Source organism: Micromonospora sp. NPDC005324, from assembly GCF_040607155.1.
GTDB lineage: Bacteria > Actinomycetota > Actinomycetes > Mycobacteriales > Micromonosporaceae > Micromonospora > Micromonospora trifolii.
This window is the reverse complement of record NZ_JBEXGE010000012.1, coordinates 106,022-118,336: the sequence shown is the minus strand read 5'-3', so window position 1 is coordinate 118,336 and position 12,315 is coordinate 106,022. Positions and strand designations below refer to the sequence as shown.

The following is a 12,315-nucleotide window of genomic DNA, read 5'->3' as shown; positions in this document are numbered from 1 at the left end:
GGATAACGTCGGCGCATGACTGTTGAGCACCCCGCGCTCGCACTGCGTGGCCTGGCCAAGCGGTTCGACGGCACGATCGCGGTGGCCGGCGTCGACCTGGACGTCCCCGCCGGCTCCTTTTATGGCCTGCTCGGCCCGAACGGCGCCGGCAAGACGACCACCCTGTCGATGGCGGTCGGGCTGTTGCGACCGGACGCCGGCTCGGCCTGGGTGCTCGGGCACGACGTCTGGCAGGACCCGGTCACCGCCAAGCGGCTGCTCGGCGTGATGCCCGACGGGGTCCGGCTCTTCGACCGGCTGACCGGCGCGGAGCTGCTGGCGTACAACGGGTTGTTGCGGGGGATGGACCCGGCGGTGGTCGACCAGCGGGCTGCCGAGCTGCTGGACGTGCTGGCGCTCGGCGACGCCGGTCGCACGCTGGTGGTGGACTACTCGGCGGGCATGAAGAAGAAGATCGGCCTGGCCTGCGCGCTGCTGCACGGCCCTCGGGTGCTGGTGTTGGACGAGCCGTTCGAGGCGGTCGACCCGGTCTCCGCGGCGCTGATCCGGGACATCCTCACCCGCTACGCGACCGGCGGTGGCACTGTGGTGTTCTCCAGTCACGTGATGGAGGTCGTCGAGCGGCTCTGCTCGCACGTGGCGATCCTTGCCGGTGGCACCATCAAGCGGGTCGGCGCCATCGACGAGGTCCGCGGCGGTCGCTCGTTGGAGCAGGTCTTCGTCGAGGTGGTCGGCGGGCGCACCGCGACCGGCGAGGAGCTGTCGTGGCTCTCCCAGTGAGTGCGGACGCGACCCCCGCCGCGCCGGTACGGTCGGTCTCCGCTCGACACTTCGTGCGGCTCAAGCTGCGGGTTATGGGCAACAACTTCCGAGGCCAGGGCTGGCGGATCGCCCTGTTCGTCGGCGGCGCGTTGCTCGGGCTCTGGTTCGCCGCCAGCGGGTTCTTCCTCTTCGCGGCGCCGGGCCTGACCGGCAACGGCCGGTACGCGGTGCTGATCGCTGCGGCCGGTGGCGGGCTGCTGGTGCTGGGTTGGCTGTTCCTGCCACTTGTCTTCTTCGGTGTGGACGAGACACTGGACCCGGCCCGGTTCGCGCTGCTGCCGCTGCCCCGGCGCACGTTGGTGACCGGCCTGTTCGTGGCGGCCCTGATCAGCGTGCCGGTGCTGGCGGTGCTCATCGCGTCGCTCGGGCTGGTGCTGACCGCCTGGTCGTTGGGTGGCTGGTCGGCGGGGTTGGTCGCCGTAGTGGGTGTGCTCGCCGGGTTGCTGCTCTGTGTGGCCGCCAGCCGGGCGGTGACCAGCGCCTTCGCCACCATGTTGCGGTCCCGACGGGTCCGCGACCTGGCGGCCGTGCTGCTGGCGGTGACGGCCGCGCTGCTCGGCCCGTTGCAGGTCTTCGGCCTCGCCGCGCTGCGCGAGGCGGACTGGACCCGGTTGACCGGCGTGGCGACGGTTGTCGGATGGACGCCGTTGGGCGCTCCGTGGACCGTCGGCATCGACGTGGCCCAGGGGCGGGTGTGGGCGGCGCCGGTCAAGTTGCTGATCACGGTGGTGGCGCTCGGTGCCCTGCTGGCCTGGTGGTCCCGGTCGATCGAGTCGGCGATGGTGGGTGCGGCGAGCGCCGGTAAGGCCCCCGTGCGGCGCGGGGTCACCGGCGGCGCGGTCGCCCAACTCTTTCCTCGGATCGCCACCTGGGCCGGTCGGGACCGGTTCGGTGCCCTGGTCGCCCGGGAGGCCCGTTACTGGTGGCGGGACGCGCGCCGCCGGGCCAACCTGATCACGATCGCGGTGGTCGGCATCTTCGTACCGGTGTTGATCAACGTGACGGGCGGGGACTTCGCGTTCGAGGACGGCGCCGGCTACACGGCGGCTGCCAGCGACAGCTCACCGGTCGTGGTCACCATCTCCATGCTCCTCGTGGGCGTGCTCGCCGCGGTCACCCTGGCCAACCAGTTCGGCTTCGACGGCAGCGCGTACGCGGCGAACGTGGTGGCCGGGGTGCCCGGCCGGGTCGAGTTGCAGGCCCGGATGACGGCCTTCTCGCTGTACGTGCTGCCGATGTTGGGCTTCGTCGCGGTGGTGTTGTCGTTTCTGCTCAGCCGACCGGAGTGGATCGGGCTCACCATCGGCGGCCTGGTCGCCACCTACGGCGCCGGGCTGGCGGTGAACAGCCTGATCTCGGTGCTCGGGGCGTACTCACTGCCGGAGACGAGCAACCCGTTCGCCATGAACAGCGGTGCGGGCCTGGCGAAGGGGCTGCTCACACTGCTGGCCATGCTCGTCTCGGTGGTCGTCGCGGTGCCGATGGTGGTGGCCGCCGCGCTGCTCGGTGACGCGTGGCTCTGGTTGGCCCTGCCGGTCGGCGCAGCGTACGGGCTGGGCGCGGCACTGCTGGGCGCGTACCTGGCCGGCGACGTGCTGGACCGACGCCAGCCGGAGTTGCTGGCCACTGTCACACCGCGCCGCTAGCCGACGCGTCGGCTGGGGTCCTGGGCGGCGTCGGCGACGAAGCCGCGCCAGGCGGCCGGAGCGAAGGTGAGGACGGGGCCCGAGCGGTCCTTGCTGTCCCGGACCAGGACGACACCGGGCACGTTGTCCGCCACCTCGACACAGGCACCGCCCGTGTCGCCGGACCTGGTCGAGGTCCGCCAGCGGGGTTGAGGAACGGTCATGGCGTCACCTTCAGCTTCCGGATCAGATCCAGCGAGGCGCTTGTGGACAGCGATTCGCCGAGCAGGCTATCCCATTTCCGACCAATCAGACGCACGACCTCCGGGTCGTCGATGACGTGTCCACGGGCCACGTCCTCGACATAGGTGACCCGTTCACCGTCGGGCAGTTCAGCGAGCAGGAAGCCGCCGGTCAATCCGACGTGGGCTCCGGCGTCGAGCGGCACGACGTGAAGCCTGACGCTCGGCATGACGGCGAGTTCCATCAGCCGGCCGAGCTGAGCGTCCAGTACCGCCGGCCCCCCGACCGGGCGGCGTAGAGCCGTCTCGTCCAGGACGAAGACGCATTGCGGCGACTCTGCCCGCTGCCACAACTGCTGTCGATCCATCCGAACGGTGACCAGTTCGTCCACCACTTTGACCGGATTCAGGCCACCCGCGGATATGACGGCGCGGGCATAGTCCTCGGTTTGCAGAAGCCCCGGAATCAGGCACGGCTCGAATTCGCAGAGCCGGATTGCCTGCTCCTCATGGTTGCGCCATGGAACGAACCACGTCGGCAGTCGCTGCTGATCGGCGGCCCGCAACAGCTCTGCGAGGAGGCCGCCGGTTGCGAGGGCCCCGTCTGCCGCGACAGCGAATTCCATTGTCGGCCGACGCCGGCCGGTCTCGATGGCCGCGACAGTGGAAGGGCTCCACCTGGTGAGCGTGGCCAGAGCCTCCTGGGACACCTCGGCACCGGCACGGGCGGCCTTCAACGCCCGCACCCACATCTCGACGTTCATCCTTACCTCTCCGGTAAGTACGCGACCGCGCTCTGTAGTAAGCCCTGGCATCCTCCCCTGTCCGCGTCCTTCCGTCCAGGGTGGAGAGCACGCGGCCCGGCCGGTGGAGGCGATGTCCCGGCGACCGGGTCCTGCGTTTCGGGCCGCCCCGGTCATCCCCCGATCGGGGCGGCCCTCGTCGACTGGGAGGAGATCAGCCATGTTCGGGTTCGTCCGGGGCAGGAACGGGGCGCGGTGGTCGTACCGGAAGAGGAAGCCTGCGGCACCGGCGGCGGTGCCGGGCGCGGAGAGGTCGCCGGGCGTGCTGGCTCGGCCGCCTGTGTGGGCGGTCGGGCCGACGGTTGCCGTGCCGCGACCCGGCCGGGCCGGTTGGTTGACCCCGGCGCAGACCTGGCGGGCGAACGGCGGCCGGTGGTGAAGGCCGTGATGCCGGTGAGGCATAAATATGACTCACCGGCATCACTGTTGTTCGGGCATCGCCTTCCACCGATCGGACCGCGCCGAATCCGGGAGACTCCACCGCCCCGGACGGCCGGAGAGCCACGGTGAGCCGGCCACACCTGCCGATGCGACCGCTGTGGCGGTGTCGGGGCTGCGGCGCGCTCTGGCCGTGCCAGCCGGCGCGGCTGGCACTGCTCGCCGAGTACCGGGACGACCGGTTGGGGCTGCTGGTCTATCTGGCCACGATGATGGCGGAGGCGGGCGATCAACTCGCCCGCCTCAACGGGCGGCCCGCCGACCTGCACGAGCGCTTCCTTGGTTGGGCGAGGGTCCGGGGCGGCACAATGTTTCACGTGAATCATGAGCCGGGTGCCGAGATCCACCACACCGATCCGTTCGCGGTGCCGACCGGGCAACGGTCGCCGGTACGCCGACTGCGTGGTCGCCTCGCCGCACCGGTGACCCTCTGGACGGCACCCGGTCCGGCCGGGCTGACCGTCTCGTCCACCCTGGTGGCCGAGGGGGAACCGGACCGGCTGCTCGGGCTGATCGACCCGGAGTCCGACCTCTGGGCGGCCGTCGAGGAGTCGAGTCGGTTCGCTGTCACGCCGCTCGGCCCGCCGCACCGGCAACTCGCCGACCGGTTCGCCGGCCTCTTCCCCGCCCCGGGTGGACTCTTCGCCACCGGCACGTGGAACGAGACGCCGTACGGGCCGGTTCCGGCGGACGCCGGCGGCTGGGCCGGGTGCCGGCTGGACGCCGCCCGGGAGTACGGCTGGGGCCTGCTGGTCGAGGCCACGATCGAGGCGGTCGACCTGGCCGAGGAGGCCACTCCGCTGCTGCACTACCGCGGTCGTTACCACGAGTTGCCCACCTGAACGGATGCCTCGCCAGGGCGACCGATCACCGCAGTGACCTGAGTCACTTGGCGCAGCCAGCCAACCGCTCGGCGCACTCGCCGACCGGCGTCGATCTCAGCCTTCCCTGCCAGGGAGTGCGCTCTCTACGGTGCGCGAAACTCCTCTGACGCCTGTGAAGGTGGTGATCCACAGATGTCCACGGACACACCCGCTCCGGCCGCTTCCCAGTCGGACAAGTACTTGGCCGTACAACGGTCGGACGAATTCGCCGGGCTGCGGCGCGCGCTGCGCGGCTTCGTCTTCCCGATGACCGTCGCGTTCTTCCTGTGGTATGCGCTCTACGTCATTCTCTCCGCGTACGCCCGGGACTTCATGGGCACGAGGCTGTTCGGCAGCAACATCAACATCGCACTGGTCTTCGGCCTGCTCCAGTTCGTCTCCACGTTCCTGATCGCCTGGCTCTACTCCCGGTACGCGGACCGGAAGATCGACCCCATCGCGGACCGGATCCGCGCCGAGATCGGGGAGGTGACCCGTGAAGACGGTTCACGCGGTTGAGACGTTCCTCGCGGCTGAGGCGGGCAATCACACCGCCCGCAACCTGACCATCACGCTCTTCCTGGTCTTCGTGGCGGTGACCCTGGGCATCACCATCTGGGCCAGCCGGCAGACCAAGACGGCTACCGACTTCTACGCGGGCGGCCGGTCCTTCACCGGCTTCCAGAACGGCATGGCGATCGGCGGCGACTACATGTCGGCCGCCTCGTTCCTCGGCATCGCCGGCATCATCGCGCTGTACGGCTACGACGGCTTCCTCTACTCGATCGGCTTCCTGGTCGCCTGGCTGGTGGCCCTGCTGCTGGTCGCGGAGCTGCTGCGGAACTCGGGCCGGTACACGATGGCGGACGTGCTGGCCTTCCGGATGCGTCAGCGTCCGGTGCGTACGGCGGCGGCGGTCTCCACCATCACGGTGTCGATCTTCTACCTGCTGGCGCAGATGGTCGGCGCCGGCGCACTGGTCGCGCTGCTGCTCGGCATCCGGCCGGGAACCACGTTCCTCGGCATGGACGCGGCCACCGCGAAGGTGGCCACCATCATCATGGTCGGCACCCTGATGATCATCTACGTGACAGTGGGTGGCATGAAGGGCACCACCTACGTGCAGATCGTCAAGGCGTTCCTGCTCATGGGCGGCGCGCTGTTGATGACCATCCTGGTGCTGGCGAAGTTCAACTTCAACCTGTCGGAGCTGCTCGGCCAGGCGGCCGCCGCATCGGGCAAGGGCAGCGCGTTCCTCGAACCCGGGCTCCGGTACGGCGTCGAGGTCGCCGGCAACTCGACGCAGACGTTCTACAACAAGGTGGACCTGCTGTCCCTGGGTATCGCCCTGGTGCTCGGCACCGCCGGTCTGCCGCACATCCTGATCCGCTTCTACACGGTGCCGACCGCGAAGGCGGCCCGTAAGAGCGTGCTCTGGGCGATCGGCATCATCGGCACCTTCTACCTGCTCACCCTGGCCCTCGGCTTCGGTGCGGCGGCGCTGGTCGGCAGCCAGGCGATCACGGCGCAGGACAAGGCCGGCAACACCGCCGCGCCGCAGCTGGCCGAGGCGCTCGGCATCGACTTCTTCGGCGGCGAACTGGGCGGGGCAGCCCTGCTGGCGATCATCGCGGCGGTCGCCTTCGCCACCATCCTCGCGGTGGTCGCCGGGTTGACGCTGGCCTCGTCGTCCAGCCTGGCGCACGACTTCTACGCGAACGTGCTGAAGAAGGGTGAAGCGTCGGAGCGGCAGGAGGTGCGGGTCGCCCGGATCTCCGCCCTGGGGATCGGCGCGGTGTCGATCGCCCTGTCGATCTACGCGCAGAACCTCAACGTGGCGTTCCTGGTGGCGCTGGCCTTCGCGGTCGCCGCCTCGGGCAACCTGCCGGCGATCCTCTACAGCCTCTTCTGGCGGCGGTTCAACACCTCCGGCGCGGTGTGGGCGATCTACGGCGGGCTGATCTCGGCCGTGCTGCTGGTGTTCTTCTCGCCGGTGGTCTCCGGTGCGGCGACCTCGATGTTCCCGGACCACGACTGGCAGTGGTTCCCGCTGTCCAACCCGGGCATCCTCTCCATCCCGTTCGGTTTCCTCTGCGGATGGATCGGCACCGTCATCTCCAAGGAGCACGACGAGGACAAGTACGCGGAGCTGGAGGTGCGCGCCCTCACCGGCTCTGGCGCCCACTGATCGCGGCACCTGTCGAGGGGTCCCCTGTTGACGCGCGACGTCAACAGGGGACCCCTTCCGCGAATTCGGCGGCCGGTAGGCTGAGCGGTATGAAGGTTGCTGAGCGCTTCGGGTCCGGTCACCGCGTCCTCGTCACCGGCGGAGCTGGCTTCGTCCCGTCGCACCTGGTGGACTCGCTGATCGCCCGAGGCTGCACGGTGGTGGCGCTGGACAACTTCGTGACCGGCTCCAAGGAGAACGTCGCCCACCTGCTGGACCGGCCGACCTTCACCCTCGTCGAGGCGGACATCTCCGACGGTCTGCCGACCCACCACCCGGCGCTGGCCGAGCGGTTCGACGCGATCCTGCACATGGCCTCGCCGGCCAGCCCCACCGACTTCGCCCAGTTGCCGGTGGAGATCCTCCGGGTCGGCTCGGTCGGCACCCTGCACCTGCTGGAGCGGGCTGCCGCCGACGGCGCCCGGTTCCTGATGGCCTCCACCTCCGAGGCGTACGGGGACCCGAAGGAGCACCCGCAGCGGGAGACCTACTGGGGCAACGTCAACCCGATCGGGGTCCGCAGCGTCTACGACGAGGCCAAGCGCTTCTCCGAGGCGGCCACGATGGCGTACCACCGCTACCGCGGGCTCGACGCGGCGATCGTCCGGATCTTCAACACGTACGGCCCGCGGATGCGCCCGGACGACGGCCGCGCCATCCCCACCTTCATCTCCCAGGCGCTGCGCGGCGAGCCGATCACCGTGCACGGCACGGGCAACCAGACCCGGTCCATCTGCTTCGTCGAGGATCTGGTGCGCGGCATCCTGCTGCTGCTCGACTCGACCGAGACGGGCCCGGTCAACTGCGGCACCGAGCACGAGCTGACCATGCGGCAACTCGCCGAGTTGATCGTGTCGCTCTCCGACAGCACCTCGAAGGTGACCTATGTCACCCGCAGCTCGGATGACCCGGAGATGCGTCGGCCGGATCTCACGCTCGCCCGTGAACTGCTCGGATACGAGCCGTCGGTAGCGCCCGAAGACGGCCTGCGACGCACGATCGAGTACTTCCGGACGCGGCTGGGGTAACGAGATCTTCGCGTACCGCCCGCCGCTGAGTGTCGCCTGAAGGCGGCGGTGGCTCTCGCTACGTACCCTGAGTTACATGTCCGCGACCTCGTCTGCCGGCGTCCCGCATCCGTACCTGAACCGCAGCGCCGGGCGCGCATCGGTGCCCGGCCCCGACCGGGGCGCCTCCGGGCGTGCCCGTCCGACCGAGGCGCGCTTCTACCCGTCATACGACGAGGAGCCTCGCTCCGGCGGCCCGGCGGGGCCGACCGGGCCCGACGGCCCGGGTGGCGCCGGTGGTCCGGGGCGGCGCGGCCCGCGACCGCGCTGGGGTCGAATCGCCCTGGTGGCCGGGGCCGCGGTGCTGGTGCTGGCGTTGCTCGGCAGCGTCGGCGCCTGGTTGTACGCCCGCAACCTCAACAGTGACCTGGCCCGCACCGACCCGTTCTCGGAGATCACCGGTGGCCGGCCCGCCAAGACCGTCGACGGCGCGTTGAACATCCTGCTGGTCGGCAGCGACTCTCGGGACCCGGACGCGCCGGTCGACAGCAAGAGTCAGTGGCGCGCCGACACGATCATCGTCATGCACATTCCGGCCGACCACCAGGAGGCCTACCTGGTCTCCATCCCCCGGGACCTGTACGTGCCGATCCCGGAGAGCGCCGGCGCTGACTGCGGCTCCGGCTCGCGCGCGAAGATCAACGCAGCGTTCGCGTTCGGTGGGCTGCCGCTGGCGGTACGCACCGTGGAGTGCTTCACCGACGTTCGGATCGACCACGTGATGGCGATCGACTTCGGCGGGTTCAAGGAGGTCACCGACGCCCTCGGCGGGGTGGACCTGAAGGTGGAGCGCACCGTCACCTCGATCCACAAGCCGTACCGGACCTTCACCAAGGGCACCAACCACATGGACGGCGCTGAGGCCCTGGACTGGATCCGGCAACGCAAGCAGTTCCCGGACGGGGACTTCGCCCGGATGCGGCACCAGCAGGAGTTTCTTCGGGCGCTGATGGACAAGGCGGCCAGCACCGGCACGCTGGCGAACCCGAAGAAGCTCAACGACTTCCTCAAGTCGGTGACCGCGGCCGTAACCGTCGACCAGAGTTTCTCGGTTACAGACATGGCGCTGCAGTTCCGTAATCTGCGCGGCCAGAACCTCACCTTTGTGACCAGCCCGAACTCGGGCAGTGACACCATCAACGGCGAGTCGGTGGTGGTGTCGAACCGGGAGAAGGCGCTCGCGATGTACCAGGCCATGTCCGCGGACACGATGGCCGACTGGGTCAAGGCGAACCCGCCGAAGAGCAACGACGGCGGCTGACCGCAGCCCGACCGGCACCAGCCGTTCGGGTCATCGAGCGGCGACGATCGACTGAGTCTGCAAAATTCGACGCCCGGATTGACCCGGGATGAACTCGCCAAGTCGATTTGATGTACGTACAGTGGTGCCTCCCCCTCCTGATCACGAGCTGGAGCACGCATGCCGGTTCAGGCCAGTCGTCGCCCTTCTTCTTCCGGGTCCGCCGCCCCCAGCGGTCGAGTCGCTGCGGCCATACCCGCGCAGGCACGTCCCTCGGGCGGCGGGCCGGGCTCGCGTCCGCCCGGCAGCGGCGGTGGTGGCGGTGGCGACCGCCCGGGCGGCGGCGGGTCGTCGAAGAAGCGGACCAAGCGCAAGGACCCGCTCTGGGCCAGGCTGACAGTGGTCTTCGGTGCCGTGCTGATGCTGAGCAGCGGGGTGGCCATCGTCGGCAGCAAGGCGCTGATCGGGCAGGCCACCGGCGGCATCGCGAAGGGCAACCTGCTGGGTGATGCCGGCAAGTCCGACGCCGAGGGCGGCGCGAGCCTGGACGGCCCGATCGACATGCTGCTGCTCGGCGTGGACGCGCGGGAGCGCTGGGCCGCCGACGACGTCCGCTCGGACAGCATCATCATCCTGCACATCCCGGCCACGCACGACCAGGCGTATCTGATCTCGATCCCCCGGGACACCGAGGCGCAGATCCCGGCGTTCGAAAAGAGCGGCTACGGCGGCGGCTCCGGCAAGATCAATGCCGCGTTCCAGGCCGGTGCCGCCAACGGCGGCGGCTGGGAGGGTGGCGCCCAGCTGATGGCCCAGACGATCAAGCGGCTCACCGGGATCAGCTTCGACGGCGCGGCGATCATCAACTTCGGTGGCTTCAAGAACGTCATCGACACCCTGGGCACGGTGCGGATCTGTGTCAGCCAGGAGGTCAAGTCGCTGCACATGTCGTACGTCGACGGCAAGGCGATGTGGAACGCGGACGCCAAGAAGACCGGCAAGCAGCGGACCCCGGTGGTGCACAAGAAGGGCTGCCAGGAGATGGAGGGTTGGGCGGCGCTCGACTACTCCCGCCAGCGCAAGACCCTCAAGAACGGCGACTACGACCGGCAGGCCAACCAGCAGCAGCTGATTAAGGCGATGGCGAAGAAGGCCACCGAGGGCGGGATGTTGTCCAACCCGGCCAAGATGAACAACCTGATCCAGGCGGCGGGCAAGGCGTTCGTGCTGGACACCGGCGGCGTGCCGATCGAGGACTTCATCTTCACCATGCGCGGGGTCACCGGCAACGAGCTGACCATGCTCAAGACCAACAACGGCACCTTCAACGCCAACAACAACAACACCGAGGGCTTGAGCGAAGAGACGATGGCGATGTTCCAGGCGGTCAAGCAGGACAAACTCGCCGAGTTCGTCTTCACCCATCCCGAGGTGATCTCCACCCGCAAGTGAGGCCGGGAGTCGCGGAAAGTCAGCGACGGCCTCCTCACTGCCCGTAGCCTGACGTGAGCAGGTTTCACGTATCGGCTGCGGGGAGGCGGTCACGTCCAGGTGGGGACGGAACGCAGCGGGCCGGGCCGAAGCGGCCCCGTCCGCCCGGGCGCCTCGCGCCCGTGGGCCGCGGATCCTGCTCGGCATCGGCCTGGCCCTCGTCCTGCTGGCGGGGCTCGCCGTGGCCGGGCTCAGGACGCTCAGCCACCGCTACGACCGCACGGTGACCAAGGAGCAACTGCTCGACGCCGACGCCCGCACCGATCGCACCGACCTGGACGGGCCGCTCAACTATCTCCTCGTCGGCTCCGACCGGCGCCCCGGCGACAGCGGCCCGGACCAGCGCTCGGACACCATCCTCATCGTGCACGTCCCCGCCGGGCAGCGGGAGGCGTACCTGGTCTCCATCCCGCGTGACCTGCTGGTCGCCATCCCGCCCGCCAACGGCTTCGGCGGCGGTCAGGACAAGATCAATGCAGCGTACGAGCACGGCGGCGGCGGGCAGGCCGGTGCTCAGCTGCTCTCCGCGACCCTGCACCGGCTCACCGGAATCCGGTTCGACGGCGCCGCGCTGATCGACTTCTCCGGCTTCCGGAAGGTCATCGACCTGCTCGGCGGGGTGGAGATGTGCGTGGACACCGAGGTCCGCTCGATCCACACCAACCGGGTCTTCCCCACCGGCTGCCACCAGATGGACGGCGCGCAGGCGCTGGACTACGTCCGACAGCGCTACGACCTGCCCGGCGGTGACTACGACAGGCAGCACCACCAGCAGCAGCTGCTCCGGGCGATGCTGGACAGCGCCGGCAAGGCGGACCTGCGGAGCAACCCCGTCAAACTGGACCAGGTGCTCCGGGCGGTCGGCGGCTCCCTGACCGTCGACACCAACGGCGTACCCCTGGAGGACCTGCTCCTCGCGCTGCGCGCGCTGCCGCCCGACGGGATGCGCGGCGTCCAGGTGCCCTCCTCGCCACAGACGATCGACGAGGTCTCGTACGTGGTGCTGGACAACGGCGGCAACGGGCTCTTCGAGGCGCTCCGCGGCACCCGGGTGTCGGCCTGGGCGCAGGCCAACCCCCGCTGGGTGACCCGGTTGTGACGGTGCCGACGGCCCGGTCGGTGCCGAACCGGGCCACAAGGATCTAGTGTTGCTTCCTGTGTTCGGACCCCAGGTTCCCACAGTGCCCGTGACCGAGATCGCCGACGAGACCTACCTGCTGGATGTGCGGGAGGACGACGAGTGGGCGGCCGGCCACGCGCCCACCGCCCACCACCTGCCGATGATGGAGTTGCCGGCCCGGCTGGCCGAGGTGCCCACCGACCGGGAGGTGGCGGTCGTCTGCCGTTCCGGCGGACGCTCCGCCCAGGTCGTCGCCTACCTGATCAACAACGGCTGGGAGCAGGTGCGCAACGCCGACGGCGGGATGCGCCAGTGGGCTGCGGTCGGCCGACCGGTGGTCGACGCGAACGGGCAGCCCGGCCAGGTCATCTGAGGCC

General features: G+C 69.7%; 13 protein-coding genes. 11 read left to right on the top strand and 2 right to left on the bottom strand.

Annotated features, from left to right (window positions below):
- Positions 1–15: 15 nt before the first annotated feature.
- Positions 16–780 (top strand): ABC transporter ATP-binding protein, encoded by a 765-nt coding sequence (locus tag ABZS40_RS15395; RefSeq protein WP_354943893.1) that lies wholly within the window; start codon positions 16–18, stop codon positions 778–780.
- A complete protein-coding gene (locus tag ABZS40_RS15390) occupies positions 777–2,468 on the top strand; it encodes an ABC transporter permease (RefSeq protein ID WP_354943953.1) in 1,692 nt (563 codons plus the stop codon). The genes ABZS40_RS15395 and ABZS40_RS15390 overlap by 4 nt, the downstream gene beginning before the upstream one ends.
- On the opposite strand, the gene ABZS40_RS15385 is transcribed toward ABZS40_RS15390, so the two are convergent.
- Both ABZS40_RS15385 and ABZS40_RS15380 read right to left on the bottom strand, forming a co-directional pair.
- The gene (locus tag ABZS40_RS15385; protein WP_354943892.1) at positions 2,465–2,671 is read right to left on the bottom strand and encodes a DUF397 domain-containing protein; all 207 of its coding nucleotides are present in this window, start codon (positions 2,669–2,671) and stop codon (positions 2,465–2,467) included. The genes ABZS40_RS15390 and ABZS40_RS15385 overlap by 4 nt on opposite strands.
- On the bottom strand, positions 2,668–3,453 hold the full coding sequence (locus ABZS40_RS15380; RefSeq protein ID WP_354943891.1) for a helix-turn-helix transcriptional regulator: 786 nt from the start codon (positions 3,451–3,453) through the stop codon (positions 2,668–2,670). Before ABZS40_RS15380 ends, ABZS40_RS15385 begins: the two co-directional genes overlap by 4 nt.
- Positions 3,454–3,652: 199 nt before the next feature.
- Here ABZS40_RS15380 and ABZS40_RS15375 point away from each other — a divergent pair, with 199 nt between their 5' ends.
- The 9 genes from ABZS40_RS15375 (at position 3,653) to ABZS40_RS15335 (ending at position 12,311) form a co-directional block, all read left to right on the top strand.
- Entirely contained in the window at positions 3,653–3,871 is a 219-nt protein-coding gene (locus ABZS40_RS15375) for a hypothetical protein (RefSeq protein WP_354943890.1), read from the top strand.
- Between the two features lie 148 nt (positions 3,872–4,019).
- Positions 4,020–4,772, top strand: coding sequence for a flavin reductase family protein (locus ABZS40_RS15370; protein WP_354943952.1), 753 nt, complete (start codon positions 4,020–4,022; stop codon positions 4,770–4,772).
- Between the two features lie 174 nt (positions 4,773–4,946).
- Entirely contained in the window at positions 4,947–5,312 is a 366-nt protein-coding gene (locus ABZS40_RS15365; RefSeq protein ID WP_354943889.1) for a DUF485 domain-containing protein, read from the top strand.
- On the top strand, positions 5,290–6,981 hold the full coding sequence (locus ABZS40_RS15360) for a cation acetate symporter (protein ID WP_354943888.1): 1,692 nt from the start codon (positions 5,290–5,292) through the stop codon (positions 6,979–6,981). Before ABZS40_RS15365 ends, ABZS40_RS15360 begins: the two co-directional genes overlap by 23 nt.
- Positions 6,982–7,070: 89 nt before the next feature.
- Complete coding sequence (locus tag ABZS40_RS15355; protein ID WP_238681609.1) at positions 7,071–8,048, top strand: NAD-dependent epimerase/dehydratase family protein; 978 nt, start codon at positions 7,071–7,073, stop codon at positions 8,046–8,048.
- Between the two features lie 76 nt (positions 8,049–8,124).
- Entirely contained in the window at positions 8,125–9,348 is a 1,224-nt protein-coding gene (locus tag ABZS40_RS15350) for an LCP family protein (RefSeq protein WP_354943887.1), read from the top strand.
- A gap of 159 nt (positions 9,349–9,507) precedes the next feature.
- Positions 9,508–10,779, top strand: a complete 1,272-nt coding sequence (locus tag ABZS40_RS15345; protein WP_354943886.1) for an LCP family protein — start codon at positions 9,508–9,510, stop codon at positions 10,777–10,779.
- Positions 10,780–10,999: 220 nt separating this feature from the next.
- Positions 11,000–11,917: an LCP family protein gene (locus tag ABZS40_RS15340; protein ID WP_354943885.1), complete on the top strand. Its 918-nt coding sequence runs from the start codon at positions 11,000–11,002 to the stop codon at positions 11,915–11,917.
- Positions 11,918–11,975: 58 nt separating this feature from the next.
- Positions 11,976–12,311, top strand: a complete 336-nt coding sequence (locus ABZS40_RS15335) for a rhodanese-like domain-containing protein (protein ID WP_030487745.1) — start codon at positions 11,976–11,978, stop codon at positions 12,309–12,311.
- Positions 12,312–12,315 lie beyond the last annotated feature (4 nt).

What these genes read in the sequence shown, in the direction of transcription:
- ABZS40_RS15395 (WP_354943893.1), top strand. Translation starts at nt 16, where the DNA reads ATGACTGTTGAGCACCCCGCGCTCGCACTGCGTGGCCTGGCCAAGCGG.
- ABZS40_RS15385 (WP_354943892.1), bottom strand. Translation starts at nt 2,671, where the DNA reads ATGACCGTTCCTCAACCCCGCTGGCGGACCTCGACCAGGTCCGGCGAC.
- ABZS40_RS15380 (WP_354943891.1), bottom strand. Translation starts at nt 3,453, where the DNA reads ATGAACGTCGAGATGTGGGTGCGGGCGTTGAAGGCCGCCCGTGCCGGT.
- ABZS40_RS15375 (WP_354943890.1), top strand. Translation starts at nt 3,653, where the DNA reads ATGTTCGGGTTCGTCCGGGGCAGGAACGGGGCGCGGTGGTCGTACCGG.
- ABZS40_RS15370 (WP_354943952.1), top strand. Translation starts at nt 4,020, where the DNA reads ATGCGACCGCTGTGGCGGTGTCGGGGCTGCGGCGCGCTCTGGCCGTGC.
- ABZS40_RS15365 (WP_354943889.1), top strand. Translation starts at nt 4,947, where the DNA reads ATGTCCACGGACACACCCGCTCCGGCCGCTTCCCAGTCGGACAAGTAC.
- ABZS40_RS15355 (WP_238681609.1), top strand. Translation starts at nt 7,071, where the DNA reads ATGAAGGTTGCTGAGCGCTTCGGGTCCGGTCACCGCGTCCTCGTCACC.
- ABZS40_RS15350 (WP_354943887.1), top strand. Translation starts at nt 8,125, where the DNA reads ATGTCCGCGACCTCGTCTGCCGGCGTCCCGCATCCGTACCTGAACCGC.
- ABZS40_RS15345 (WP_354943886.1), top strand. Translation starts at nt 9,508, where the DNA reads ATGCCGGTTCAGGCCAGTCGTCGCCCTTCTTCTTCCGGGTCCGCCGCC.